Genomic DNA, 24,618 nt, shown 5'->3' on the forward strand with positions numbered 1-24,618 from the left:
GGGCCGGGCGTTCTTCGGGGGATGTGACGTGTCCCGGGGATACCGCTGGAAGAACGAAAGAATCCCCGGGACACGTCACGGGCCTTAGACGATCCGTTCGATGATGGTCGCGTTGGCCTGACCGCCGCCCTCGCACATGGTCTGGAGGCCGTAGCGGCCGCCGGTGCGCTCCAGCTCGTACAGCATCTTGGTCATCAGCACGGCGCCGGTGGCGCCGAGGGGATGGCCGAGGGCGATGGCGCCGCCGTTGGGGTTGGTCTTCTCCAGCGAGGCGCCGGTTTCCTTGGCCCAGGCGAGGGGGACGGGGGCGAACGCCTCGTTCACCTCGAAGACATCGATGTCGTCGATCGTGAGCCCGCCCTTGAGGAGGGCCTGGGCGGTGGCCGGGATCGGGCCCGTCAGCATGTACACGGGGTCGCTGCCTGACACGGCGAGCGCGTGCACCCGGGCGCGCGGGATGAGGTTGTGGCGCTCGATCGCGTCGGCCGAGGCGATGAGGACCGCGGCGGCGCCGACCGAGATGGGGGAGGAGACGGCCGCGGTCATCCGGCCTCCCTCGCGGAGGAGCTTCAGCGAGGCCATGCGCTCCAGCGTGGTGTCGCGGCGCGGGACCTCGTCCTGCTTGACGCCCGCATACGGGGTGATCTGGTCGTCGAACCGGCCCTCGTCGATCGCCACGACCGCCCGCCGGTGGCTCTCGACCGAGAACTCCTCCAGCTCGATCCGGCTGAAGCCCCACTTCTCGGCGATCAGCTCGGCGCCGCGGAACTGTGAGATCTCCTGGTCGCCGTACCGCTCGGCCCAGCCCTCACCCGAGATGTAGGGCATGCCCTTCTCCAGGCCGAGCGTCACGTTCGAGCCCATCGGGACCATCGCCATGTTCTCGACGCCGCCTGCGACGATCAGGTCCTGGGTGCCGGAGAGCACGGCTTGGGCGGCGAAGTGCACGGCCTGCTGCGAGGATCCGCACTGCCGGTCGATGGTCGTGCCGGGCACGTGTTCGGGCAGGCCCGCCGACAGCCAGGCGGTGCGCGCGATGTTCAGCGACTGCGGGCCGACCTGGCCCACGCAGCCGAGGATCACGTCCTCCACCGCCGCCGCGTCGACCTCCGTGCGGTCGAGGAGCTCCTTGAGCACGTGCCCGGCCATGTCGGCGGGGTGCGTGCCGGCGAGCCCGCCCTTCCTGGTCCCCACCGGGGTGCGGACCGCGCCGACGAGGTAGGCCTCCGCCATGTCGTCCCTCCCTCTTCGTTTGTGACGGTGTTCGTTTTGGGGCGGCTCGGCACGTTCGTCCGAACCGGATTCGAGGGCGACGGTAGCCGCGTGCCGAGCGGTGCGAACAGGGCCGCCGCCGGGTGATGATTGTCACAGTAGTAGACCGAACGATCGTACTAATAAACGTCTGCATCGGGGAAGTACATGCGTTGACTTTATAGAACGACCGTGCGTACAGTTTGGCGCTGTGGATGACGTGTGCACCGAGCTGACGCTGGGCGGCCTCTTCGTGGGGCGACCGGCGCCGCTCGTCGACGGGGAACGGGAAGTGCTCAGTGCGATCCGCAAGGAGCGGGTGGCCGCCGGGGAGGTCGAGCTGTCGGCGACGCAGCTGGCCGGCGACCGGCAGGCCGACATGGTGTCGCACGGCGGGCCCGACAAGGCGGTCTACATGTACCCCGCCGCGCACTACCCGTTCTGGCGATCGCTGGGGTACGAGCTGGAGCCGGGCGGCGTGGGAGAGAACGCGTCGGTCACCGGCCCGGACGAGAGCGAGGTCCGCATCGGGGACGTCTGGGAGTGGGGCGGGGCCCTGGTGCAGGTCTCCCAGCCCAGGAGCCCGTGCTTCAAGTTCGGGATGCGGCTCGGGCGCAAGCAGGCGGTCGCGCAGATGATCGAGAGCGCCCGGTCCGGGTGGTACCTGCGGGTGCTGCGCACCGGCCCGGTGCCCACCGGCGGCGGACTGCGGCTGGTCGAGCGCGACGCCACCGCCCCGACCGTGCGCGAGCTCTTCACCGGTTCGTTCGCGCGCGGCGCCGACAACGACCCCGCACGGCTGCGGGAGATGATCGGCACGCCGGCGCTGGCGGGGCAATGGCGGTACGCCATCGAAGGCAAGCTGGCCCGGCTGGAGGCACGCCGATGACGACGGACGGCCGCCTGGTCCGCGGCGACCACACCCGCAGGCGCATCCTGTCGCGCGCCATGGACATCGCGTCCCTCGAAGGCCTGGAGGCCCTCTCGATCGGGCGGCTCGCCACCGAGCTCAAGGTCAGCAAGAGCGGCGTCTTCGCGCACTTCGGCTCCAAGGAGGAGCTGCAGCTCGCCGTGATCCGGGCGGCCAAGGCGGTGTTCGCGTCCCGCGTCGTCGAGCCCGCGTTCGCCGAGGCTCCCGGCCGGCGCCGCCTGGAGGCGCTCTGCGACGGCTGGCTCACCTACTCCGAACGCCGCGTCTTTCCCGGCGGCTGCTTCTTCTTCTCGGTCGGCGCCGAGTTCGACGCCCGTCCCGGCCGTGTCCGCGACGCCCTCGCCGACGCCCGCCGCGAGTGGCTGGCGCTGTACGCGCAGACGATCCGTGACGCCCAGCAGCTCGGCGAGCTCGACGACAGTGTCAACCCGGCCCAGCTCGCGTTCGAACTGGACGCCTTCGCCACCGCCGCCAACTCGGCGGCGCTCCTGCTCGACGACTCGACCGCCTACGCACGCTCACGCTGCGCGATCCGCACAAGGCTGGCCGCGCTGAAAACCTGAACTGAACATGTGAACTGAATATGGAGGTATCCGGGTGACGTCAGATACCGAGACCAAGACCGCCAGCCCCCCGAAGGCCAACCCCGGACTGGTGCTGCTGCTCTGTTCCGGAGCGACGTTCATGGCGTTCCTCGACCTGTCGGTCGTGAACATCGCCTTCGTCGACATCCTGGCCGACTTCCCCGGAACGAAATCCTCGACTCTCACCTGGGTGGTCAGCGGTTACGCGGTGACGTTCGCCGCGTTCCTAACGCCCGCGGGCAGGCTGGCCGACACCCTCGGCAGACGCGAGGTCTTCCTCGGCTCCCTCCTCGGCTTCACGATCGCCTCGCTGGTCTGTGGCGCCGCCCCCAACCCGGAGGTGCTCATCGGGGGCCGCGTGGTGCAGGGCGCCTTCGCCGCGGGCATGATCCCGGCGGCGCTGGGCCTGCTCATCCAGCACATCCCGTTCGAGAACCTGATCAAGGCGATCGGCACCTGGTCGGCCGTGGGCGGCTTCTCCGCGGTCGTCGGCCCGATCGTCGGCGGGGTGCTGGTGGACGCGTTCGGCTGGCGCTCGGTCTTCTACGTGAACGGGCCGGTCGGCGTCGCCCTCATCCTCGGCACGTTCGCCGCCCTTCCCCGCATCCACCCGCCCGCCGGTCTCAGGCACCCCGACCTGCTGGGCAGCCTGATCCTCGTGCTCGGCATCGGCGGGGTCGTCGCGGCCCTCACCGAAGGCGAGAACTGGGGCTGGACGGACACCCGCACCCTCGTCCTCCTCATCGGCGGCGTGGTCCTCGGCCTCGTCGCCCTCGTGCGGTCCCGTGGCCACGAGGCCCCCGCCATCGCGACGACGCTCTGGGCGAGCAGCCGCTTCGCGGTGTGCAACCTGGCCTCCCTGATCTTCGGCATCGCGATGTTCGCGTGGTTGCTCACCGGCCCGCTGCTCACGACGCAGGTCTGGCGCTGGAGCATCATGGAGAGCGCCGGCGCCCTGTCCATCGGCGCCGTCGTCTCGATGTTCGCCTCGGTCATGGCGGGCCGGGTGAGCGACCCCACCAGGCACCGCTGGGTGATCGCACTCGGCTCGGTTCTCTTCGCCGCCTGCAACCTCCTCATGGCCAGCGACCTCTTCGGCACCGAACCCCGCTTCTGGGATGCCTGGGTCCCGGCCTCGATCCTCGGCGGCGCGGGCCTCGGCCTCGGTGTGGCGGCCCTCTCCGCAGCCGCCGCCACGGCGCTCCCGCCCCTCCAGTTCGCCGCCGGTGTCGGCATGAACATGACCGCCCGCCAGCTCGGCGGCGCCCTGGGCATCGCCGGCATGGCCGCGATCCTCACCGCCGGCGGCGGCACCCGCGCCATCGACGCCTTCCACGACGTCTATCTCGCCTGCGCGGCCGTGGCCGTCATCGCCGCGATCGTGGCGGTGCTGCTCCCCGCTCCCGCCACGGCCGAACAGTGATCGAACGGGCCGCGGACAGGCGCGGCCGCGGCCCGTTCTGTCAGAACCACTCGCTGTAGGCTCTGAACCACTCACTGTGGGCTCAGAACCACTCACTGTAGGCACGCAGGCGGGTCAGGGCCTCGGCGGGGCCGAGGGCCGGCAGGGACAGTTCGGTCTCGCGGGCCCCGACCTGTGTGATCGTTCCGTTGCTGTCGATCGTGCAGGTGGTGCCGTGGGGCCACTCGCCGAACATGAGGCCGATCAGGTTGGCGCGCCGGGCGAGGGGGAGCACCACGTCGTCGTCCTGGCCCGGCGTGGAGATCCAGTACGTGGGGAGGCCGTGGCCCCGGGTGGGGCTCAGATCGGGGTTGGCCTGCTCGGCCTCGGCCATGAGCTGGTCCAGTTCGAGGTGCTCGATGGCCTCCTCGAGCAGTTCGCACACGTGGAGCCGGGGAGCCAGGGCCTGGCGGAGGGACTCCTCGAAGTCGCCCTCGAAGAGCCGGTTGAGCTCGTTGCGGGTGATGACGACCTTGGCTCCTCGGGTGACCAGCTCGACCAGCACGGCGCGGACGAAACCGTTGGCACCCGGGCCGATCACGCCGAGCCCGGTGGGCTGGGCGAGCCGTTCGGCTGTGCCCAGAACGGTGGCGGGAGGTTCGGGCTGGACGGGCGCGGCCGGCGCGAGGGCGGGCACGGGACGGGTGAGCATCTGGTGAAACGCGAAACCCAGCCCGAGAAGCACGACGGCGACGATGCTGGGGAACGTGCCTTGAGGCAGGCCGTCCTCGGCCGGAGCCGTGGTTTGGGGGATCAAGCTGGGCGCCGCTGTGATGGTCCTGGTGGGCTGCCTTGGCGGGCGCGTGGCCTTCGTGGGCCGGTGCCTGATCGGTGGGCGCTTGGCCGCGCGTTCGGGTCTTTGGCGCAGTGCCGGGCGTCTGGCGCCTCGCACTGACTTGCGGATGGCGCGGCCGAGATCAGGCTTCCTCCCGGTGAGCTCTTGGCGCAGATTCCGGCAGAGGGCGGAACGGTCCAGCAGTTCGCGGGCGGGACCGCGGAGATGCACGCAGTCGGCCGCCGCAGCCGGAGCTCCGGTGAGACAGAAGAACGTCAGCGCGAGACCCAGGAGCATGCGCCTACGGAACGTCACAGGTGGCCACCCTCCCCCGATGATGACCTGCTCGTCCGATGTAATCAGTGAGGAGGCGATCGGCGGCGGGCCGACACGGGACCATGGGGAATCCGTGATCACTCCGATACTGACCGTGTCTATGGCTGACGGGTGTCTTGCCGGTCAACTAAAGTCATCGGGCAGGGGGCGTACGAGGGGACGGCACGTGACACAGGATCGGACGGGGATCTCCCCGGCGGCCACACTCGCGGAGAAGATCGAATGGCTGATCCAGAACATGTGGCCCGTGGGGGTGCCGCCCGCCCGTAACAACGTCGAGACCGCGGCGGCCATCCACACGGCCACGGGCGAGGACATCTCCTCCACCACGGTGTGGAAACTGCGCACGGGGCGCCAGGACAACCCGCAGCTGCGGACGCTCACCGCCCTGGCCAACTTCTTCGGGGTGCCGATCGGCTACTTCGGCTTCCCCGGCGAGGCCGACCCGATCGACGACGATCTGACGTTCAAGGCACTGCGGCGCGAGGTCGCGGTGGGCGTGGTCCGGCCCGAGGTGCTGCGCGCGTTCGTCGACCTGTCGCCGGAGGCACGCTGGGTCGTCGACGAGATGATCCTCGCCGCGGCCCACGCCGACCGCCTGCGGCACAAGAAGGAACGCGCCGCCGAATGACGTGCCGCTGAAGGGCGTGCTGCTGAAGGGCGTGCCGCTGAACGGCGGCGGGCCCTCGTCAGCAGAGGGCGTCGTGGACCCGGCCGGCGTGGCGGGCCGCCTGGAGGCAGGCGACCCGGTCGGCGGGGTCCACGGCGCGTGAGGTGGCGACGACCAGGGCCTGGGTGACCAGCAGGGAGAACGTCGCGATCGACTCGGTGGGCTCGGCCTCTTCGAGCCGCCGGAGGGACGGGGCACGGGAGAGCGCCCACCAGGCATCGCTCGCCTCGTTCAGCGCGGTGGCGTAAGAAGGGGACCGGTCGGCGAGGGCCGAGGTGGCGCGTTCGACGAGTTCGAGGCCGGCGAACGCGGCGGCGAGCAGTGCGGGCAGGTCGCAGGCCGAACGGATCCGGCCTGCGGCGTAGGCGAAGTGATCCTGCATGCTGTCCCCCGTTTATCCAAGATGCCAGTGACCTCAGTCTGTCCATCACAGGAGATGTACGTCAATCATGGTTGCTCGCGTGTCGCCCACGTTGACAAAAGTTGAAGTCACTCCGGCCCTTCCGGGAGCTCACCGCGCGGGGGCGTCCTGGAAACGCGGTGCGCACATGTTGACCAGGCTGTCGAGCTTGTGGATCCGCTCGTCGTGGCCGATCTGGCGCAGCAGGTCGGCCACGGAGTCGTAGTGGCCGTACTCGTCGGCGTACGTCGTGGGCGCGGGCCGGTGCTCCAGCTCGGGGTGCTCGGCGACGAAGCTCATGTACTCGTGCTCGGCGTGGTCTTCGAAATCGGCGTTGAGGCGGTAGCTCAGCTCGGGCTTCACCAGGAACAGCAGCCAGGACACGTGGTAGTAGAAGAACGCGACCAGCCACGGCGCGGCCCGGTGGAGCAGGAACGACTGCTTGTGCCCGTCGCGCTGCACGAGGTCCTGAAGGATCAGCAGGTGCCACTGCTCGTTGTCCTGCTCCTCGCGGGTCTCCTCGATCCGCTCGTACACCCGCTTGGCGAGCGCGGACCGGCGGCGGTGGCGGGAGAGCGAGTGGTAGCCCACGCGCTCCCAGGCCTGGTACGGAACGCGGGCGATGAACTCCAGCATCGTGAACTTCACCAGTGTGCGCTCACGTCCGTACACCAGGTCCATCTGCTTGAAGAGCATCCGCGCGAGCAGCCCGTAGCGCAGCCGCGGCGCTTCGAGCGTCTCGATCTGTGCCGCGCGTAGTTCCCAGGGGGAGAGTTTGGGCGGGCCGTCATGGGGCTTGATGTGCGTTTCGGTGGCGCGCGTCCCGGTGGTGTTGGGTCCGGCGGCGGGGGAGGCGGTGAGCGTCATGGTTCCGTCCGTTCGTCGAGGTCCTGTTCGATCTGCCTCGATGTTCTGGGTACGGAACGTGGCGTCGCGTCGGCCGGGGAGAGGCACTTGGCGTACCCCCGGAGAGAGCCGCCCGGACGTGCCGTTACGACCCTCGGTGTAGGGGATCATCCCTACGGGTGCACGAGGCCGTTCGCCTTCGCGAGGTCGAGAGCCGCCTGTGACGCGGGCGCGAGCAGATCACGGTGCTCGTGCCCGACGTACCGGAACTCGTCGACCTCACCGGCGGGAACGATGTCGCCGTCGTAGTCGGCCGTGAAGCACACCATCCGCACGAACTCGTATTCCGGCTGGTCATGCGCGGGTGCGCGCACGACGCCCAGCCGCCGGAACGTGGCCGGGGCGAGCTCGACCGCCAGCTCTTCGCGAACCTCACGCGACAGCGCCGACCAGTCGTCCTCGCCCGGTTCGCGCTTGCCGCCGGGGAGGTAGAGCAGATCACGGCCGCGCGATCGCACGGTCAGCATGCGGCCCTGCGCGGCGTACACCCAGGCGACGACATCGAGCTCCACGCGATCAGTGTCCCAGGCGGGAGGGGTCTACTCGTCTCCGTATCGGCGTGCGGAGGCGTCTTCCTGGGCGAGCCGGTGAAGTGCGGTGAGCACCTGCTCGTACAGCACGGTGGACACCAGCATGGAATGCACGGTGCGGCTGCGCGGCGCGTCGCCGGTGACGCGGTCGATCTCGTGCTCGGCCACGGTGACGGCGGCCTTCACGTACGGGCGCAGGTCGGTGAGCGTGATCGGGAAGCCGAGCCGGCGCAGCGCCACGAAGGTCTGCGCGAGCAGGTTGCGCGCGGGCGCCTTGTCGGCGACCTGCCAGCCGAGTTCGCGGATCAGCGCGTCGACGTCCTCGCGGGCGGCCCGCCAGTGCGGGTCGTCGGGCGGCAGCACATGCGGGCCGATGGCATGCTGCGTCGTGCCGAACAGCTCGTGCATGCCGACCTTCTCGTCGTCCACCGCGGTGAGGATGCGTTTGATCGCGGCGACCGGCAGGTCGCCGACCTCGCGCAGCGCCCGGATGAGCCGCAGCCGTTCGAGGTGCCGGTCGTCGTACTCCGACCGGGTGGTGCTGGCGGCCGCGCCCTTGGGCAACAGTTCCTCCCGGATGTAGAACTTGATCGTCTGAACGGTGAGGCCGCTGCGGTCGCTGAGCTCGGAGATCTGCACGACGCACCCCCTTGGTTGGATACCAACACTATCCAGGGGACCCTGTTGGATACCGTCGCTATCCAGTCAGAGGGTGCTTCCTCGCCTACAGAGGGTCAACATCGGGGGGCCCTTGCGGTCAGTTGCCGGTGCGGCGCATGGATTCGGAGATCTTTTCGGCGGCGGCCATGACCGGGCCCGCGTGCAGGCGGCCGGGCGACCGGGTCAGGCGTTCCAGGGGGCCGGACACCGAGACGGCGGCGATCACACGGCCGCCCGCGCCCCGTATCGGGGCCGAGACCGAGCCGACGCCCTGCTCGCGTTCGCCCACGCTCTGGGCCCAGCCTCGGCGGCGGACCGAGGCCAGCGTGGTGGCCTCGAACTTGGCGCCGCGCAGGCCGCGGTGGAGGCGGTCGGGCTCCTCCCAGGCCAGCAGGATCTGGGCGGCCGAGCCCGCGGTCATGGGAAGCGCGGCGCCGACCGGGATCGTGTCGCGCAGGCCGCTCGTGCGTTCGGCGGAGGCCACGCACACGCGGACGTCGCCCTGGCGGCGGAAGAGTGAGGCGCTCTCGCCGGTGAGATCGCGGAGCTGGGCCAGGATGGGCTGGGCGATGGCCAGCAGGCGGTCTTCGCCCGCCGCCACGGCCAGCTCGGCCAGGCGCGGACCCAGGATGAAACGGCCCTGGGTGTCCCGGTGAACGAGGCGGTGGTGCTCCAGCGCGACGGCGAGCCGGTGGGCGGTCGGGCGCGCCAGCCCGGTCGTCTGCACGAGCTGCGCCAGCGAGGCCGGACCGGCCTCCAGGGCGTTCAAGACGAGAACCGCTTTGTCAAGTACGCCGACTCCGCTAGAGTTGTCCATGTCTTGATATTGCCGTCTCGTAATTTGAGATGCAAGTCGAGTGGACCGGAGCCGGCGCATCGGCGCGCCGGACGATCACACAGGTGAGGTGGAGCGATGGGCCGCACATTGGCCGACAAGGTGTACGACGCGCACGTCGTGCGACGAGCCGAGGGCGAGCCGGATCTCCTCTACATCGATCTTCACCTGGTGCACGAGGTGACCAGCCCGCAGGCCTTCGACGGCCTGCGCATGGCCGATCGCAAGGTCCGCCGGCCGGATCTGACGATCGCCACCGAGGACCACAACGTCCCCACCACCGACCTGCTCAAGCCGATCGCCGACCCGGTGTCGCGCACCCAGGTCGAGACGCTGCGCAAGAACGCCGCCGAATTCGGCATCCGCCTGCATCCGATGGGCGACGACGGCCAGGGCATCGTGCACGTCATCGGCCCGCAGCTGGGCCTGACCCAGCCGGGCATGACGGTGGTGTGCGGTGACTCGCACACCTCCACGCACGGCGCGTTCGGCGCGCTGGCCCACGGCATCGGCACCAGCGAGGTCGAACACGTGCTGGCCACGCAGACGCTGCCGCAGGTCAAGCCCAAGATGATGGCCGTCACGGTGAACGGCTCGCTGCCCGCGGGCGTGACCGCCAAGGACCTGATCCTGGCGATCATCGCCGAGATCGGCACCGGCGGCGGCCAGGGCCACATCATCGAGTACCGCGGCCAGGCCGTCCGCGAGCTGTCGATGGAAGGCCGTATGACGGTCTGCAACATGTCGATCGAGGCGGGCGCCCGCGCCGGCATGATCGCCCCGGACGAGACCACGTTCGAGTACCTCAAGGGCCGCCCGCACGCCCCGCAGGGCGAGGACTGGGACAAGGCCGTCGAGTACTGGAAGTCCCTGCGCACCGACGACGACGCCGTCTTCGACAAGGAGGTCGTCATCGACGCCTCCACGCTGGCCCCGTTCGTGACCTGGGGCACCAACCCCGGCCAGGGCCTGCCGCTGAGCGAGTCCGTGCCCGACCCCGCCGCGTTCGACGACCCCACCGACCGGCAGGCCGCCGAGCGCGCCCTGGAGTACATGGGCCTCACCGCGGGCACGCCGCTGCGCGAGGTCGAGGTCGACACGGTGTTCGTCGGCTCCTGCACCAACGGGCGCATCGAGGACCTGCGCGCCGTGGCGGGCGTGCTGGAGGGCCGCAAGGTCGCCGACGGCGTCCGCATGCTGGTCGTCCCGGGCTCGATGAAGGTCAAGAAGCAGGCCGAGGAGGAGGGCCTGAACGAGGTCATCTCCGCCGCCGGAGCCGAATGGCGCGAGGCGGGCTGCTCGATGTGCCTGGCCATGAACCCCGACAAGCTCACCCCGGGCGAACGCAGCGCCTCGACGTCCAACCGCAACTTCGAGGGCCGCCAGGGCCCCGGCGGCCGCACCCACCTGGTGTCACCCGCCGTCGCCGCCGCCACCGCCGTCACCGGCCGCCTGACGGCTCCCGCCGACCTCTAAGGACCACGAGAACGATGGAAGCGTTCACCACGCACACCGGGCGCGCCGTGCCGCTGCGCCGCAGCAATGTCGACACCGACCAGATCATCCCGGCCGTCTGGCTCAAGCAGGTCAGCCGCACCGGCTTCGACCAGGGCCTGTTCTCGGCCTGGCGCGAGGACCCGGACTTCGTCCTGAACCAGCCGCAGTACGAGGGCGCCAGCATCCTGGTCGCCGGCCCCGACTTCGGCACCGGATCGTCCCGCGAGCACGCCGTCTGGGCGTTGCAGCAGTACGGCTTCCGGGTCGTCATCGCGCCGCGCTTCGGTGACATCTTCCGCAACAACTCCACCAAGATGGGGCTGCTGCCGGTGATCCTGCCCGCCGAGACCGTCGAGGCCCTCCAGGCACAGGCCGAGCAGGACCCCAAGGCCGAGATCACCGTGGACCTCGGCGAGCGCCACGTCCGCAGCGGCGACCTCGTGGCCCCGTTCGAGATCGACGACTACACCCGCTGGCGGCTCATGGAGGGCCTGGACGACATCGGCCTGACCCTCCGTCACGCCGACGACATCACCGAGTTCGAGTCGCGGCGCATCCCCTGGATGCCGACCACGGTCTGACTCCCAGGGCCACCCCGGGTTGGCGAGCATGTCTCCGCGCGGAGGACAATCTTCTCTGTGCGGAGACATGCTCGACTGTTTTGGGGGCCCTCATGAGTGTGCGTCCGTGGACCGGGCCCAAGTGGGACGATCCCGCGCTGACCGACCTCGCGCTCCGGCTGCGCGAGGCGCACCGGCTCGTCGCGCCGCTGCCGCAGACGACCCGGCGGCGGCTCATCCGGCATCTCTTGGCGATCACCGACCTGGCCAAACGGGACCCTGAACTGGCCGCCCGGCGGCTGGAGACGTTCCTGGCCGATTTCCGCGGGACGCCTCACGGGGGATAGCGTGCACGTGGCCGGATTCGGTCCGGCGCCCGGCGAGACGGGGCGAAAACGACAAAAACGTCAGCGACACGGCAACTCTTGCTGTCTGGTGATTGTGCCGATGCCGTGACTCCCTTAGTTTCGTTCGGGCAAGGGGGGAACTAGAGGAGTAACCCATGAACAAGCGTGAGCTGGTCGACGCCATCTCTGACCGGCTGGGCAGCAAGAAGGCCGCAGCCGAGGCCGTCGACGCGATTCTGGAGGCGATCCAGACCGCCGTCGCCAAGGGCGACAAGGTTGCGATCACCGGATTCGGTTCGTTCGAGAAGGCCGACCGGCCTGCCCGCACGGCCCGCAACCCCGCAACCGGCAAGACAATCCAGGTCCCCGCGACGTCCGTGCCCAAATTCAAGGCGGGCGCCGACTTCAAGAACCTGGTGGCGGGCAAGAAGTAAGACGCATCGCAGCGCCCGGGCCGTTGATCAAACGGTCCGGGCGCTGTCTCGTCTCCAGACCACGCTGCGATCAGCGTTGGGAGGCGGGACGGGCGACGATCAGCGCCCGGGGAGGGGGAAGGTGGAGAGGGTGATCACCGACACGTGGTCGGTGTCGTCGAGGGCCAGGTTGACGCGCTGGCCGAAGCGGAGCATCCGCAGGCCGCCCGCGTCGAAGGCGGCGGCGTCGAAGGGCAGCTCGGTGCCGTCGTCGAGGAGCACGCTGCCCGAGCGCGTGCCGGCGTCGTAGGTGCGCACGGTGCCCTGCATGCGAGCACCTTATCCCGGGGCGGCCCGCATGGAGTCGCCGAGAGCGGGCAGCCGCGCGGCCACCGCGGTGGTGCGGGGCCCCGCACCGAGCTTCAGGGCGATCTTGAGGTCGTCGAGGGTGTCCACATCGCGGCGCACGCTGTCGATGTCGTCGAGCAGCAGCTCGGCCGCCCCCCGCGCGCGGTGGGCGGCGCGGGAGTCGCCGCCGAAGGCGGGGGAGAACGGCACGCCCGGACGGGCGGTGTAGAGCGTGGTGCCGATCCCCGCCGCGTCCGGCACGAACGCGGCGGGCACCTGGGCGGCGGCGTCCAGCACCCGGGCCAGCTCGCCGGGGCGAAGGGCGGGAAGGTCCGCCGAAATCGCCCCCACGCCCGTGTGAGGCACGGTCGCACGGGAACGCTGCGCCCCATGGACCAAGGCCGGATTCAGTCCGGCGTCGGGTTCGTCGGGCACCACCGTGGCGCCCAGGGCGGCCAGCTCGGCGGCGGGGACGGGATCGTCGGTGACGACAATCACACTCCGTACCCGGTCGCAACGCAGCGCGGCGGCCACGGTGTCGGCCGCGACGGCGAGCGCGAGGGCCTCCCGGTGCGGGCCCGCCGCCGCGGACAGGCGGGTTTTGGCGCGGGCCAGGACCTTCACGGGCACGATGAGCGACCACTGAAGTCGAGGCGCACTGGACTCTGCTGTAGACATGGCAACTCGACACTATGCGCACGCAACCGCGACACTTGAGGACACCCCTCGATCACAGGGGATCGACCAAGGAGGGACGGGCATGAGCCATGAGTATTCGCCGGCATGGCGGAAGCTCACGATCGTCATCCTGCGACCGCTGCTCTACGGGCTGCTCAAGCGGGACTGGCGTGGCCAACGGAACGTGCCCCGGGACGGCGGTGTGATCATTGCCGCCAACCACATCTCGGAGTCCGACCCCCTCGCCCTCGCCCATTTCGTCTACGAGGCCGGCCGCTACCCGGTCTACCTGGCCAAGTCGACGCTCTTCGACGTGAAGATCCTCAAGGCCGTGCTGCGCGGGACCGGCCAGATCCCGGTCTACCGCGACCGTGCCGACGCCGCGCTCGCCCTCCGGGACGCCGAGCAGGCCCTGCGGGACGGCGAATGCCTGATGTTCTACCCCGAGGGCAGCTGCACCCGCGATCCCGAGCTGTGGCCGATGACCGGCCAGACCGGCGTGGCGCGGATGGCGCTCAAGACGGGTGCCAAGGTCGTGCCGGTGGCCAGCTGGGGCGCCCACGAGCTCCTGCCGTACAAGAAGGGGGGGCAGAGCGGGTTGCGCGGCAGGCTCAAGAAGGGCTTCCACCCGTTCCCGCGCAAGACCATGAAGGTGATCGCCGGGCCGCCGCTGGACCTGTCGAGGTTCGAGGGCGAGCCGCTCACAAGGACCGTGCTCCGCGAGGCCACCGACGAGATCATGCGCGCGATCGCCGACCTCCTCGGCGAGCTGCGGGAGCAGGAAGCGCCCAAGGAGTTGTACGACCACCACAAGGCCCAGGAGGAGCGCCGCAGGCTCCTGGCCAAGGCCGAGGCCGACGCGAAGGCCGAGGCTGACGCAGTGAAGGCCGAGGCTGACGCAGCGAAGGCTGAGGCCGCCAAGGCTGAGGCCGACGCGAAGGCGCGGACCGGGCAGGCCGTTCAGGCGCCGGGCGCGGAACTCGGCGAAGGGCTCGGCTCCCACCAGGGCCGGCAGAACGATGGCACGGAGAGCGGGGCGACCTCGTGAGTGTTCGTACGGCCGTGATGGGCGCCGGCTCCTGGGGCACGGTCGTCGCCAAGCTGCTCCGCGACGCGGGCTGTGAGGTGACGTTGTGGGGGCGCCGCGCCGACGTCGTGGACTCGGTCAACGAACGCCGCGAGAACCCCGACTACCTGCCCGGGATCGAGCTGCCCGAAGGCCTGCGGGCCACCCTCGACCCGGCCGAGGCGCTGGCCGGGGCGGAGTTCGTGGCGCTCGCCGTTCCCGCCCAGACGCTCCGCGAGAACCTCTCGCAGTGGGTGCCCGACCTGCCGCCCGAGGCGGTCATGGTGAGCCTGATGAAGGGCATCGAGCTCGGCACCTGCCGCCGGATGTCGGAGGTCATCCAGGAGGTCGCCGACGTGCCCGAGGAGCGGGTGGCGGTGTTCTGCGGCCCCAACCTGGCCCGCGAGATCGCCACCGGGCAGCCGGGCGCCGCCGTCGCCGGATGCGTCGACGAGGGCAACGCCCGGCGGCTGCAGGCCGCCACGATGACCCCCTACTTCCGTACCTACACCTCCACCGACGTGATCGGCTGCGAGCTGGGCGGCGCGGTCAAGAACGTCGTCGCGCTGTGCGTGGGCATGTCGGTCGGGCTCGGCTTCGGCGACAGCACCCAGGCCCTGCTGATCACCCGCGGCCTGGCCGAGATCACCCGGCTCGGCGCGGCCCTCGGCGCCGACGAGCACACGTTCGCGGGGCTCGCCGGGATGGGCGACCTGGTCGGCACCTGCATGTCGCCGCTGTCGCGCAACCGCACGTTCGGCGAGAACCTCGGACGCGGCATGACCCTGGAGCAGGTCATCGCGGTCACCAAGCAGACGGCCGAGGGCGTGAAGTCCTGCGAGGCGGTCCTGGAACTGGCCCGCAAGCACAACGTGGAGATGCCGATCACCGAGTCGGTGGCCGGCGTGCTCTACCACGGCATGCCGATCAAGGAGGCGGGTCTTTCGCTCATCTCGCGGTCTCCCAAGCCGGAGCGCTACGGGGTGTGACATGCTGTGAGCGATGCGTAGAGACACCCGCAGGCAGGGTGAGAACACCCGCGCCGTCCATCTGCCGTCGCCTCCCGTTCCGCAGCAGTCTCCCGTGGGCCTCCCCGTCTGGCGGACCAGCGCGTTCGCCTTCGCAGGGGCGGCGGAGCACGCCGAGCTGGTGAGCGACCACACCGCCGGCTACAGCCACGGCCGCGTGGCCAACCCGACCGCCGACGCGTTCGCCGCCGGCCTGGCCTCGCTGGAGGGCGCCGGACTCGGTGGCGAACCCGTCGAGGGCCAGGCGTTCGGCTCCGGCATGGCCGCCGTCACCGCGGTCTTCCTCGCGTTCGCCCGCGCCGGCGCCCACGTGGTCGCGCCCTCGTCGGTGTACAGGGGCACGCGCGACCTGCTGACCGGCACGCTCAACCGGTTCGGGGTCGGCGCGACGTTCGCCGACATGACGGACCCGGAGGCGGTGCGGGCCGCGATGCGTCCCACCACCCGGCTGGTGTGGGCCGAGACGATCAGCGAGTCCGGTCTGGACGTGCCCCGGCTCCCGTTGCTGGCGGAGATCGCGCACGAGGGCGACGCGCTGCTCGCGGTCGACTCCACCCTCGCGACGCCGGTCGTGTGCCGTCCGCTGGAGTACGGCGCCGACCTGGTCGTGCACTCGGCCTCGACGTTCATCGGCGGGCACGGCGACGCCACCGGGGGTGCCGTGATCGGCGGGCCCCAGCTGCTGGAGGCGGTACGCCGCGCCCGGATCGAGACCGGCTCCGTGCTGGCGCCGGATGAGGCGTTCCTGCTGCGCCGCGGCCTGGAGACCCTGCCCGTGCGGGTACGGCGCCAGTGCGACACCGCCAACCTCTTCGCCGCCGCGGTCGCCGGGCACCCAGCTGTCCGCGCGGTGGACTATCCGGGCCTGCCCGGCCACCCGGGGCATGACGCGGCCCGGAAGCTGTTCACCCGCGGCCCCGAGGGGACCCGTTTCGGCGCGATCGTCACCGTCACCCCGCGCGGCGGGCGCGACGCCGGGCTTGCCCTGGTCGACGCGCTCCGGCTGCCCATGGTGGCGACGTCCATCGGCGGTACGCACACCACGGTGGCCCACGTCGCCTCGACCACGCACCACCGGCTCGACGAGGCGGGGCTGGCCGCGGCGGGCGTCGACCCGGCCGCGGTCCGTTTCTCCATCGGCCTGGAGGACGCCGACGATCTCGTCCGCGACGTGACCGAGGCCCTCGACACCGTCAGCCGCGTCCTGCGCCCGTCCGGTCCGTCCGTGGCGCCGCCCGGCCCTACCGGCCCGCCTGCGCAGTCCGATCCCGCTGGTCCGGCCGTGCCGCCCGCCCAGTCCCCGCTCGTCGCCGAGCCGCGCTGACCGCCGTGCCGGAGGCGCTTGCGGGGGTCGTGCCCCAGCCCTCGTGGCCGATTCGTGCTGATCACCGGTAGGGTCGGCAATCATGTCCCAGGAGTCTTCAAAGATCCGCGTGGCCGTGGTGTTCGGCGGGCGCAGCTCGGAGCACAACATCTCGTGCGTGACCGCCGGCGCCGTGATGGCCGCCATCGACCGGGACCGGTACGAGGTGGTGCCGGTCGGCATCGCCCGCGACGGGCGCTGGGTGCTGGCCCCCGCCGACCTCAACCTCGCCATCGAGGACGGCCGGCTGCCCGAGGTGTCGGGCGAGGGCACCGCGCTGGCCCTGCCCTTCGATCCCGAGAGCCGCGGCCTCATGATCGTGGAGCCGCTGGAGGCGTCCTCGGCGGCGCTGGTCGACGTGGACGTGGTGCTCCCCTTGCTGCACGGCCCGTACGGCGAGGACGGCACCATCCAGGGCATGCTGGAGCTCGCCGGGGTGCGTTACGTCGGCGCCGGGGTGCTGGCCAGCGCGGTCGCCATGGACAAGGGCTTCATGAAGCTCGTCTGGCAGGCCCAGGGCCTGCCGATCGGCCCGTACGTGATCATCACCGACCGCGAGTGGCGGCGGGAGCGCAAGCGGAAGATCGACGAGGTCAAGGAGCTGGGCTGGCCGGTGTTCGTCAAGCCCGCCCGGGCCGGGTCGAGCATGGGGATCAGCCGGGTCGAGGCCGAGCCGGACCTGGAGGCCGCGATCGAGGCGGCCCGCGAGCACGACCCCAAGGTCATCGTCGAGGCGGCCATCGTGGGCCGCGAGATCGAGCTGGGCGTGCTCCAGGGCCTGGACGACGGCCCGCCCGAGGCCAGCATGCCCGCCGAGGTCGTGATGGGTTCCGGCGCAGACTTCTACGACTTCGAGACCAAGTACCTGGACAGCTCGCTGCGCCTGGACATCCCGCCGGACCTCGACCCGGCCGCCGTCGAGGAGGCCCAGCGCATCGCCGCCCAGGCGTTCGACGCGCTGGACTGCGAGGGACTGGCGCGCGTCGACTTCTTCTACACGGCCGACGGCAGGTGGATCCTGAACGAGATCAACACCATGCCCGGCTGCACTCCCACCTCGGCGTTCCCGCAGATGTGGGCCGCCTCCGGACTGGACTACCCGGCGCTGGTCGACCGTCTTATCCAGACGGCGCTCCGGCGCGCCACCGGCCTGCGCTGAACGCGCCTCAGCTGAACACGCCTCAGCCGAACGCGCCTCAGCCGAACAGAGGGCGGCCGGTCAGCCGGACAAAGGGCGACCGGTTGCGGGACCCGCGCGTCGGATCACATTGATCGGACGCGGTCCCGCAACCGGTCACCACGGCTGCGGCATCCCCTCAGAACCGCAGCCAGCCTTGGTCGTCCAGCGTCGTGACGCTGGTCGCGCGGGCACCCTCGGACGAGATCGTCCACAGCGTGTCGCCCACGACCAGCGAACGCTGGATCTGGACGGGCACCTCGTAGCCCGCATCCGGATGGCTCACCGTGCCGGCCTTGTCGATGCCCTGGGCGCCGACCTTCAGCACCAGCGCCTCGCCGCCTCCCGTGGTGTGGCGTGACACCGGGATCACCGTCAGGCCGGACTTCGCCCAGTAGAGGAACGCGTGCGGGTCGAACTCGGTCGCCGAGCTCGACTCGGGCAGCCGGAACGTGTCCACCCGCTTCGGAGCGCCGGCGACGTCGAACAACGACACCTGCGTGCCGAGCGTCCGCCCCTTGGTGTCGGCGTCCTGACCGACGCCGAGCAGCTTGCCGTCGGCGGTCGGATGCAGGTAGGCGGAATACCCGGTGATCTTGAGCTCGCCGGTGGACCGCGGCTTGGCCGGATCGCTCAGATCCAGCACGTACAGCGGATCGACCTGGCGGAACGTCACCACGTAACCCTTGGGCCCGATGAACCGTACCGAGTAGATCCGTTCGCCTTTGCCGAGCCCGCCGATCTCACCGACCGTCGTGAGCTTGGCTCCCTGCTGCGCGAGCACCCGTACGGTGCTCTCCGAGCGTGGCGCCGCCGTCGATCTCGTCGGCGAATCCGGGGAATTCGGCGAATCCGGGGAGTCCGGGGCACCCGGTGGCGTCATCGGCATGGTCGTCGTCGCGACTCGCAGGTGACCCGCGTGCTCCGACAGCGAGTACTGGTTGAGCAGGTCGCCCTGGACAGAGCCGGACGCCACATACCTCGGCCGCCCCTGCCCGCGTACGTCGAACTTGTGGATGTCGGTGCGCTGCTCGACCGGCTTCGGCGTCATCCGGCCCCACGCGACGGCCTGCGGCGGCGTCCCGGTGACATAGAGGCTCGCGCCCGTCCCATAGACGGTCTGCCCGTCGGCCACCACGCCCGCCGGATCCGGATCGCCGAGCCCCTTGGCGAGATCAACGCTCAGCACGCTGAGCATCGTCGTGCCCGTGTACGAAGCGGGCCTGCTGACCTGGTCGCACGGCATCGTGTACGACGTGGCGTCCGCCCCGTTCCGTACCTCGAACTTGGGCAGCCACGCGCTGAGCGGAGCCTGCCGCACCAGTTGCCGGTTGCGCTCGACCGCCTTCTGCTCCGGCTGGCCCTGGTGGGGATCCACCGGGAAGTCGATCCGGGGGCGCGACGTCACCACGATCCGCGCCACCGACCCGGTCTGCCGGGCGTCCACGAACTCGGTCTCCGACGTCATCGACCCCATGACCTTCGGAGTCCCCGCCAGGTCGACCAGTGTGAGCCGGGTCTGCGACCGCATCGGCACGGGCTTGGCCATCCCCGGCCGCTCCGTGGCGTCGATCCCCCGGGGGGACTGGCGGGTCATCACCAGAACGCGGTCGCCGCTCATCAGCAACTGCGAGTCACCGCCGCCCGGATACATCCCCGGCCCCCGCACCGGCAGGTCGAGCCGATGCGCGACCTTCCGGGTGACCGGATCGATGACCTGCAGCTTGTTGCGCGAGATCGTCACGATCCGGCGCCCATCGGTCTTGACCAGGTCGGGCTCGTCCGCCCCCGCCTCGTGCACGTTCGTGCGGGAATGCTCCTGTGGCACCGCCTTGCTCGCCTGCCCGTTGGCCGACTCCGGCGCCGGCATCGCCCCGTCCGGCACCTTCTCCAGCAGCGCGGGCCCGTCCAGCCCCCACGGAGTGACCCGCTTCGCCGTCTCCGTCCGCAGCCCGTTCAGCAGGTCATCGCAGCTGTCATAGGCGACCAACCGCATGGGCGGCGCGTCGACCGCCGCCGTACCCTTCGCGGAGCCGTCACCCCCGGAGCAGCCGGCCAACAGGAGCACGGACGCCACGGGCAGCGCGGGGACATATGCACGGGCTCGCATGGCACTTAGACGCTGACTCTGACCCCCAGGTTCCCGCCCAAACCAAAATTTTTTCGGACCAGTGGAGGCGGGGATTGTCTTACGGGGGCGTAAGGGGGCGGAAATGGGTCTGAAACAGGGGCATCGGCAGGATCATCCCTGTCAATGATCTCGGTGAGGAGGGGTTCGCGTGGGGCTTTCGCTGGCGGTGCCCGGGCACGATCGGTGGCACCCGGAGATTCCGGGGGTGGCGGAGGTGATCACCGGCGGATCGGTACGGCTGGAGTGTGAGGGGCGGGGATTCGACGGGGAGCCCGTGTTGTGCGGGCCGCTCGTGGTCGTGGGGGCCGAACCCGGTGACGTGATCGTGGTGGACGTGCTGGCGGTCGGGCGGGCCGACGGCATCTACTCGCCGGGCGGGCATCCGGGCGTCATCGGGTGTGCGCCGGCGGAAGGACGGCCGGGGGACGGCGGCGGGTTGCTCGGGCGGGTCACACCGATGGACTCGGAGTACGCGCGGATCGCGGGTGAGGCCGTCACGAGCCTTGCGCGGGGGAGGGAGATCGGGGGCTGCTCGATCGCTCGGTTGACGGCGGGGTCGCGGATCCTGCTGCCGGTGCATGTCCGGGGAGTGAAGCTGTCGGTGGGCGACCTGCACTTCGGGACGTGCGGGGAGGCCGTTCCAGGGTGGATCGACCTCAGGGTGAACCTCACGAGGCAAGGGGTGGAGAGGTTCAGGGTGACAGGGCCGATGTTGATGCCCGATCCCGGCTGACCAGCGGGTCTGACAAGCGCGGCTTACCCATGGTGGAGAGGGTGGCGGAAGCGCGTTGAATGTCGCTTAAGGTGTCTAAATGATTGTTCGCCCGGCCACCGTCGATGACATCCCGGAGCTGACGCGCCTGCGTGAGCTGTTGTTCCGTCGGCTGGCCGATTCGGACAACCCGGCGCCCGCCTGGGAGTGGCGCGAGCAGTTCGCCATGGACATGAAGGAGCGGCTCGGCGGGAGAGAGCTCGGCGTCTTCGTGGTGGACGGCGACGACGGTGATCTGGCGGCGTGCGGGATCGGAGTCGTGCAATACCGGCTGCCCACTCCGTACCAGGCCAACGCGCTCGCGGGATACGTGCTGGGGATGGTGACCGACCCCGCCTACCGGGGGCAGGGCTACGCGCGCCTGGTGATGAAGGAACTCCTCACCTGGTTCGAGGAGAACGACGTGGCCCGGGTCGAATTGCACGCGACACCGGAGGCCGCGCCGTTGTACCGGTCTATGGGTTTCCGGGATCATCAGATCGCGCTGACCTGGCACGCTCCTTAGCGATCAATCCGTCCACCTGGACGCTGAGTTTCGAGCCGAGCGGCCAGCCGATGTAGTGCGTCAGGAAAATGGCGATCTCGCGGAGTTCGGCGGGGGACAGTTCGTCGTTCTGGAGAGCGGCGGGAATCTGGATGTCGAGGACGTCGTTGAGGCCCTGACCCGCGAGCATGCCGATGAGGAGCAGCCGCCGGTCGCGCATGGACAGCCCGGGCCGCGTCCAGATCTCGCCGAAGAGATGGTCCACGGTGATGCCGAAGAAGTCGCCGGGGGCGTCGCCGATCTCCCACCCGTACACCTGGCGCATCATGTCCAGGCCGCGTGCGCGCCGTTCATCCCTGTCATTCAGTCGTTCGTCCCTGTCATTCATCGGCGGGGTCCTCCAGGCCGAGGCCAGCGGCGAAGCGGGTGAGGGCCAGGCGGGCGAGCGGCGTGTCGACGCCGAGTTCGTCCGCGAGTTCGAGGGCGAGGGTGAGGTCCTTCTCGCCCAGGGAACGGACGTGGCAGAGGATGTCGTACAGCTCGTCGTCGGGCGACAGGGGCGCCGTCGTCGCACGCAGCATGATCGAGCCGGCGCCCCCCGTGATGGCGTCGGAGTGGCGGACGACGCGGGCGAGCTTGCGGAGCGAGACGCCGGAGGCCTCGGCCAGGCGCTGGGCCTCGGCCGCGGCGGTGAAGGCCACGAAGTGGAGCAGGTTGCGGGCCAGCTTGGTGCGGGTGCCCGCGCCGACAGGGCCCATGTGGAGGATCAGGTCGGCCCAGGACTCGAAGGGCTCCTTGCAGCGGGCGAACGCCTCGGGTGTGCCGCCGACCATGACGGCCAGGGTGCCGGCGTTCGCGCCCATGAAGCCGCCGCTGACGGGCGCGTCGACGACCTCGATGCCGTACGAGAGGGCGCGGTGAGCCAGGTCCTCGGCCGTCCGGGCGCGGATGGTGGAGTGGATCGCCAGGACGGTGCCGGGGCGCGCGGACGCCAGGATCTCCGCCGCGACCTCGTTGACCTGGTCGTCGTCGCGGACCATGACCGAGACGACGTCGGCGGCCCGGGCGACCTCGGAGACGCTGGACGCCGCCTTCGCACCCTTGTCGACGAGGGGGCGGAGGGCCTCGGCGCGGGTGTCGTAGACGATGAGGCCCTGGTCCGCGAGGTGCGCGGCCATCGGCGCGCCCATCTGGCCGAGGCCGATGAAGCCGTACATCATGAACGGAACACCTCGCCGCCGTCGACGTTGAAGATCTGTCCGGTGATCCAAGCCGCGTCGGACGACAGCAGGAAGAGGCACATGCCGACGAGGTCCTCCGGCGTGCCCATACGTTTGAGCGCCATCTTGTCCCGCACGATCTTCTGGGACATGTTGCCGGGTACGACGGTGCGGTTGGCCTCGGTGTCGATGGGACCGGGCGCGATCGCGTTGACGCGGATGTTCATGCTGCCCAGCTCGTGGGCGAGCTGCTGGGTGAGGCCGTTCACGCCGACCTTGGCCAGGCCGTAGAAGCCGGAGTACTGCCAGGCCGCCGTGGACGACTGGTTGACGATCGCGCCGCCGCCGCGTTCCTGCATGGAGGGGTGGCAGGCGCGGGCGCAGAGGAGCGCGCCGTCCATGTTCACCGCCATGAACTTCTTGTAGTAGTCCCAGTCGACGGTGAACAGGAAGTCCAGCTTCATGGTGCCGAAGATGGCGGCGTTGTTGACCAGGTGGTCGATGCCGCCGAAGCGTTCCGTGGCGGCGTCGGCCATCGCCTGGACGGACTCGGGGTCGGAAACGTCCGTGCGCACGTACAGCCCCTTGATGTCGTCGGCGACCTCCTGGCCGCGTTCGCTCAGGTCGGCGACCACCACCGAGGCGCCCTCGGCGGCGAGCGCCCGCGCGTACGCCTCGCCGATGCCACCCGCCGCGCCCGTGACGACCGCGACTTTGCCCTCGAACCTCATGCGACTCCTTCAGAGATGGCCTTGGTCTCCAAGTACTCCTCGAACCCGGCCACGCCCATCTCCCGGCCGATGCCCGACTGCTTGTATCCGCCGAACGGCACGTCCGCCGCGTACCAGACACCGCCGTTCACGCTGACCGTGCCGGTGCGCAGGCGCGCGGCGACGGCACGCGCGCGTTCCAGGTCGGTGCCGTGCACCGCGCCCGACAGCCCGTACGGCGAGTCGTTCGCGATCCGCACCGCGTCGTCGTCGCCGTCGTGCGGCAGGATCACCAGCACCGGCCCGAAGATCTCCTCACGGGCCGCGCGGCTTTCGTTCGTGAGCCCGGTGATGAGCGTCGGCTCGATCCAGAAGCCGCGGTCACGGTCCGCCGGACGTCCGCCGCCGCAGGCGAACGAACCACCGTCCTTGATCGCGAGCTCGAGGTGGCTCTCGACGCGCTCGCGCTGCCGGGCCGAGATGACAGGGCCACAAAGCGTCTTGTCGTCTTTCGGGTCGCCCACGCCGATTCGCCGCAGCGACTTGGCGGTGATCTCCACCGCCTGGTCGTACGCGGCGCGCGGCACCAACAAGCGCGTGGTGATGGCGCAGCCCTGCCCGGCATGAGTGGCGACGCTGAACGCGGCGTACGAGCAGGCGGCGCGCAGGTCGGCGTCGTCGAGCACGATGAACGCCGACTTGCCGCCGAGCTCCAGGAAGACCTTCGTCAGCGACTGCGCCGCGGTGGTCATGACAGCACGCCCAGTCGCGGTGGAGCCGGTGAACGACACCAGGTCGACGCGCGGATCACCCGCGAGCTGCGCACCCAGCGCATGGTCGGAGGAGGTGACGACGTTGACGACCCCGGCCGGGATGTCGGTCTCCTCCGCGATCAGCGTGCCGAGGAAGGCCGCGCACCAGGGGGTGTCGGGTGCGGGCTTGAGCACGACGGTGTTGCCGGCGGCGAGCGCCGGGCCGAGCTTGGCCAGGTTGATCTGGTGCGGGAAGTTCCACGGGGTGATCGCGCCGACGACGCCCACCGGCTCCTTGACCACGCGCCGGTGGCTGGGGATGCCCATCGGCTCGGCCCGCCCCAGATCGGTGCTCCACTCATACGACTCCGCCAGGTCGGCGAACCATCCGAGATCGGCGACCGGCGCGTCGAGCTGGGCCCCGAACGTGAGGAACCGGGGTGCGCCCACCTCGGCGATCGTCAGCTCGCGCAGCTCGTCGGAGTGGCGTTGGAGCGCGTCGCGCAGCTGCCGCAAGCAGCGGACGCGCAGGGCGAGGTCGGTCGCCCAGCCGGAGGAGTCGAAGGCCTGCCGGGCGGCGCCGATCGCCTCCTCCATGTCGGCGGCGGTCGCGTCGGCGGCCTCGCCGAGAATCTCTTCGGTCGCGGGGTTGAGGGTCTCGAACGTGCCGCCCGAGCCGGGGACGAGGCGTCCGTTCACGAGCAAGCGATCGGTTGTTCTGGACACCTGTCC

At 70.5% G+C, this 24,618-nt stretch carries 28 protein-coding genes; 14 read left to right on the forward strand and 14 right to left on the reverse strand.

The features are described 5' to 3' along the window. Positions 1-84 precede the first annotated feature (84 nt). A complete protein-coding gene (locus tag F8566_RS38580; RefSeq protein WP_151567238.1) occupies positions 85-1,233 on the reverse strand; it encodes an acetyl-CoA C-acetyltransferase in 1,149 nt (382 codons plus the stop codon). Between the two features lie 229 nt (positions 1,234-1,462). Between F8566_RS38580 and F8566_RS38585 the strand changes: the two genes are divergently transcribed. Genes F8566_RS38585 through F8566_RS38595 form a run of 3 tightly spaced genes read left to right on the forward strand, consistent with a single transcriptional unit; the run spans position 1,463 to position 4,189 of the window. Continuing rightward, positions 1,463-2,140: an MOSC domain-containing protein gene (locus F8566_RS38585; protein WP_225993892.1), complete on the forward strand. Its 678-nt coding sequence runs from the start codon at positions 1,463-1,465 to the stop codon at positions 2,138-2,140. Continuing rightward, positions 2,137-2,745: a TetR/AcrR family transcriptional regulator gene (locus tag F8566_RS38590; RefSeq protein ID WP_151567240.1), complete on the forward strand. Its 609-nt coding sequence runs from the start codon at positions 2,137-2,139 to the stop codon at positions 2,743-2,745. The genes F8566_RS38585 and F8566_RS38590 overlap by 4 nt, the downstream gene beginning before the upstream one ends. A gap of 34 nt (positions 2,746-2,779) precedes the next feature. Next, positions 2,780-4,189 carry a DHA2 family efflux MFS transporter permease subunit gene (locus F8566_RS38595; protein WP_225993893.1) on the forward strand — a complete coding sequence of 470 codons (1,410 nt, stop codon included), beginning with the start codon at positions 2,780-2,782 and terminating at the stop codon, positions 4,187-4,189. 82 nt (positions 4,190-4,271) lie between these two features. On the opposite strand, the gene F8566_RS38600 is transcribed toward F8566_RS38595, so the two are convergent. Further along, the gene (locus tag F8566_RS38600) at positions 4,272-5,318 is read right to left on the reverse strand and encodes a hypothetical protein (RefSeq protein ID WP_151567241.1); all 1,047 of its coding nucleotides are present in this window, start codon (positions 5,316-5,318) and stop codon (positions 4,272-4,274) included. Positions 5,319-5,505: 187 nt separating this feature from the next. Here F8566_RS38600 and F8566_RS38605 point away from each other — a divergent pair, with 187 nt between their 5' ends. Further along, complete coding sequence (locus F8566_RS38605; RefSeq protein WP_151567243.1) at positions 5,506-5,970, forward strand: helix-turn-helix transcriptional regulator; 465 nt, start codon at positions 5,506-5,508, stop codon at positions 5,968-5,970. A gap of 58 nt (positions 5,971-6,028) precedes the next feature. Here F8566_RS38605 and F8566_RS38610 read toward each other — a convergent pair whose 3' ends face one another. The 5 genes from F8566_RS38610 to F8566_RS38630 all read right to left on the reverse strand — a co-directional run bounded on the left by F8566_RS38610 (position 6,029) and on the right by F8566_RS38630 (position 9,322). Further along, positions 6,029-6,391 (reverse strand): hypothetical protein, encoded by a 363-nt coding sequence (locus F8566_RS38610; protein ID WP_151567245.1) that lies wholly within the window; start codon positions 6,389-6,391, stop codon positions 6,029-6,031. 129 nt (positions 6,392-6,520) lie between these two features. Then, positions 6,521-7,276, reverse strand: coding sequence for an alternative oxidase (locus F8566_RS38615; protein WP_151567247.1), 756 nt, complete (start codon positions 7,274-7,276; stop codon positions 6,521-6,523). A 152-nt stretch (positions 7,277-7,428) separates the two neighbouring features. Beyond that, the gene (locus F8566_RS38620; protein WP_225993894.1) at positions 7,429-7,827 is read right to left on the reverse strand and encodes an NUDIX hydrolase; all 399 of its coding nucleotides are present in this window, start codon (positions 7,825-7,827) and stop codon (positions 7,429-7,431) included. 27 nt (positions 7,828-7,854) lie between these two features. Beyond that, positions 7,855-8,484, reverse strand: coding sequence for a MerR family transcriptional regulator (locus F8566_RS38625; protein WP_151567249.1), 630 nt, complete (start codon positions 8,482-8,484; stop codon positions 7,855-7,857). Between the two features lie 118 nt (positions 8,485-8,602). Beyond that, the gene (locus tag F8566_RS38630; protein WP_151567251.1) at positions 8,603-9,322 is read right to left on the reverse strand and encodes an IclR family transcriptional regulator; all 720 of its coding nucleotides are present in this window, start codon (positions 9,320-9,322) and stop codon (positions 8,603-8,605) included. A 96-nt stretch (positions 9,323-9,418) separates the two neighbouring features. Between F8566_RS38630 and leuC the strand changes: the two genes are divergently transcribed. The 4 genes from leuC to F8566_RS38650 all read left to right on the forward strand — a co-directional run bounded on the left by leuC (position 9,419) and on the right by F8566_RS38650 (position 12,178). After that, positions 9,419-10,816: a 3-isopropylmalate dehydratase large subunit gene (leuC, locus tag F8566_RS38635; RefSeq protein WP_151567253.1), complete on the forward strand. Its 1,398-nt coding sequence runs from the start codon at positions 9,419-9,421 to the stop codon at positions 10,814-10,816. Between the two features lie 14 nt (positions 10,817-10,830). Next, positions 10,831-11,418 (forward strand): 3-isopropylmalate dehydratase small subunit, encoded by a 588-nt coding sequence (leuD, locus tag F8566_RS38640; RefSeq protein WP_151567255.1) that lies wholly within the window; start codon positions 10,831-10,833, stop codon positions 11,416-11,418. A gap of 92 nt (positions 11,419-11,510) precedes the next feature. Then, on the forward strand, positions 11,511-11,744 hold the full coding sequence (locus tag F8566_RS38645; RefSeq protein ID WP_151567257.1) for an SCO5555 family protein: 234 nt from the start codon (positions 11,511-11,513) through the stop codon (positions 11,742-11,744). A 155-nt stretch (positions 11,745-11,899) separates the two neighbouring features. After that, positions 11,900-12,178 carry an HU family DNA-binding protein gene (locus tag F8566_RS38650; protein ID WP_151567259.1) on the forward strand — a complete coding sequence of 93 codons (279 nt, stop codon included), beginning with the start codon at positions 11,900-11,902 and terminating at the stop codon, positions 12,176-12,178. Positions 12,179-12,277: 99 nt separating this feature from the next. Here F8566_RS38650 and F8566_RS38655 read toward each other — a convergent pair whose 3' ends face one another. After that, positions 12,278-12,487 (reverse strand): hypothetical protein, encoded by a 210-nt coding sequence (locus F8566_RS38655; RefSeq protein ID WP_151567261.1) that lies wholly within the window; start codon positions 12,485-12,487, stop codon positions 12,278-12,280. 9 nt (positions 12,488-12,496) lie between these two features. Beyond that, the gene (gene cofC, locus F8566_RS38660) at positions 12,497-13,183 is read right to left on the reverse strand and encodes a 2-phospho-L-lactate guanylyltransferase (protein WP_151567263.1); all 687 of its coding nucleotides are present in this window, start codon (positions 13,181-13,183) and stop codon (positions 12,497-12,499) included. Between the two features lie 82 nt (positions 13,184-13,265). Here cofC and F8566_RS38665 point away from each other — a divergent pair, with 82 nt between their 5' ends. The 4 genes from F8566_RS38665 to F8566_RS38680 all read left to right on the forward strand — a co-directional run bounded on the left by F8566_RS38665 (position 13,266) and on the right by F8566_RS38680 (position 17,799). Then, a complete protein-coding gene (locus F8566_RS38665; protein ID WP_318836467.1) occupies positions 13,266-14,231 on the forward strand; it encodes a lysophospholipid acyltransferase family protein in 966 nt (321 codons plus the stop codon). A 17-nt stretch (positions 14,232-14,248) separates the two neighbouring features. Next, complete coding sequence (locus F8566_RS38670) at positions 14,249-15,238, forward strand: NAD(P)H-dependent glycerol-3-phosphate dehydrogenase (RefSeq protein WP_151567378.1); 990 nt, start codon at positions 14,249-14,251, stop codon at positions 15,236-15,238. A 13-nt stretch (positions 15,239-15,251) separates the two neighbouring features. Next, a complete protein-coding gene (locus F8566_RS38675; RefSeq protein WP_151567265.1) occupies positions 15,252-16,601 on the forward strand; it encodes a trans-sulfuration enzyme family protein in 1,350 nt (449 codons plus the stop codon). An 82-nt stretch (positions 16,602-16,683) separates the two neighbouring features. Beyond that, positions 16,684-17,799: a D-alanine--D-alanine ligase family protein gene (locus F8566_RS38680; RefSeq protein WP_151567267.1), complete on the forward strand. Its 1,116-nt coding sequence runs from the start codon at positions 16,684-16,686 to the stop codon at positions 17,797-17,799. 157 nt (positions 17,800-17,956) lie between these two features. Here the strand turns inward: F8566_RS38680 and F8566_RS38685 are convergent, their stop codons facing one another. After that, positions 17,957-19,927: a beta-propeller domain-containing protein gene (locus tag F8566_RS38685; protein WP_151567269.1), complete on the reverse strand. Its 1,971-nt coding sequence runs from the start codon at positions 19,925-19,927 to the stop codon at positions 17,957-17,959. 169 nt (positions 19,928-20,096) lie between these two features. Here F8566_RS38685 and F8566_RS38690 point away from each other — a divergent pair, with 169 nt between their 5' ends. Both F8566_RS38690 and F8566_RS38695 read left to right on the forward strand, forming a co-directional pair. Further along, complete coding sequence (locus F8566_RS38690) at positions 20,097-20,681, forward strand: acetamidase/formamidase family protein (RefSeq protein WP_151567271.1); 585 nt, start codon at positions 20,097-20,099, stop codon at positions 20,679-20,681. A gap of 79 nt (positions 20,682-20,760) precedes the next feature. Beyond that, positions 20,761-21,225 carry a GNAT family N-acetyltransferase gene (locus F8566_RS38695; protein WP_151567273.1) on the forward strand — a complete coding sequence of 155 codons (465 nt, stop codon included), beginning with the start codon at positions 20,761-20,763 and terminating at the stop codon, positions 21,223-21,225. Here the strand turns inward: F8566_RS38695 and F8566_RS38700 are convergent. Genes F8566_RS38700 through F8566_RS38715 form a run of 4 tightly spaced genes read right to left on the reverse strand, consistent with a single transcriptional unit; the run spans position 21,176 to position 24,612 of the window. Further along, positions 21,176-21,592 (reverse strand): carboxymuconolactone decarboxylase family protein, encoded by a 417-nt coding sequence (locus F8566_RS38700; protein WP_151567275.1) that lies wholly within the window; start codon positions 21,590-21,592, stop codon positions 21,176-21,178. The genes F8566_RS38695 and F8566_RS38700 overlap by 50 nt on opposite strands. Further along, a complete protein-coding gene (locus tag F8566_RS38705; RefSeq protein ID WP_151567277.1) occupies positions 21,585-22,424 on the reverse strand; it encodes an NAD(P)-dependent oxidoreductase in 840 nt (279 codons plus the stop codon). Before F8566_RS38705 ends, F8566_RS38700 begins: the two co-directional genes overlap by 8 nt. After that, a complete protein-coding gene (locus F8566_RS38710) occupies positions 22,421-23,155 on the reverse strand; it encodes an SDR family oxidoreductase (protein ID WP_151567279.1) in 735 nt (244 codons plus the stop codon). Before F8566_RS38710 ends, F8566_RS38705 begins: the two co-directional genes overlap by 4 nt. Beyond that, on the reverse strand, positions 23,152-24,612 hold the full coding sequence (locus tag F8566_RS38715; RefSeq protein WP_151567281.1) for an aldehyde dehydrogenase: 1,461 nt from the start codon (positions 24,610-24,612) through the stop codon (positions 23,152-23,154). Before F8566_RS38715 ends, F8566_RS38710 begins: the two co-directional genes overlap by 4 nt. Positions 24,613-24,618: the final 6 nt, after the last annotated feature.

It is taken from the genome of Actinomadura rudentiformis (assembly GCF_008923185.1).
In the GTDB taxonomy this organism is placed as follows: domain Bacteria; phylum Actinomycetota; class Actinomycetes; order Streptosporangiales; family Streptosporangiaceae; genus Spirillospora; species Spirillospora rudentiformis.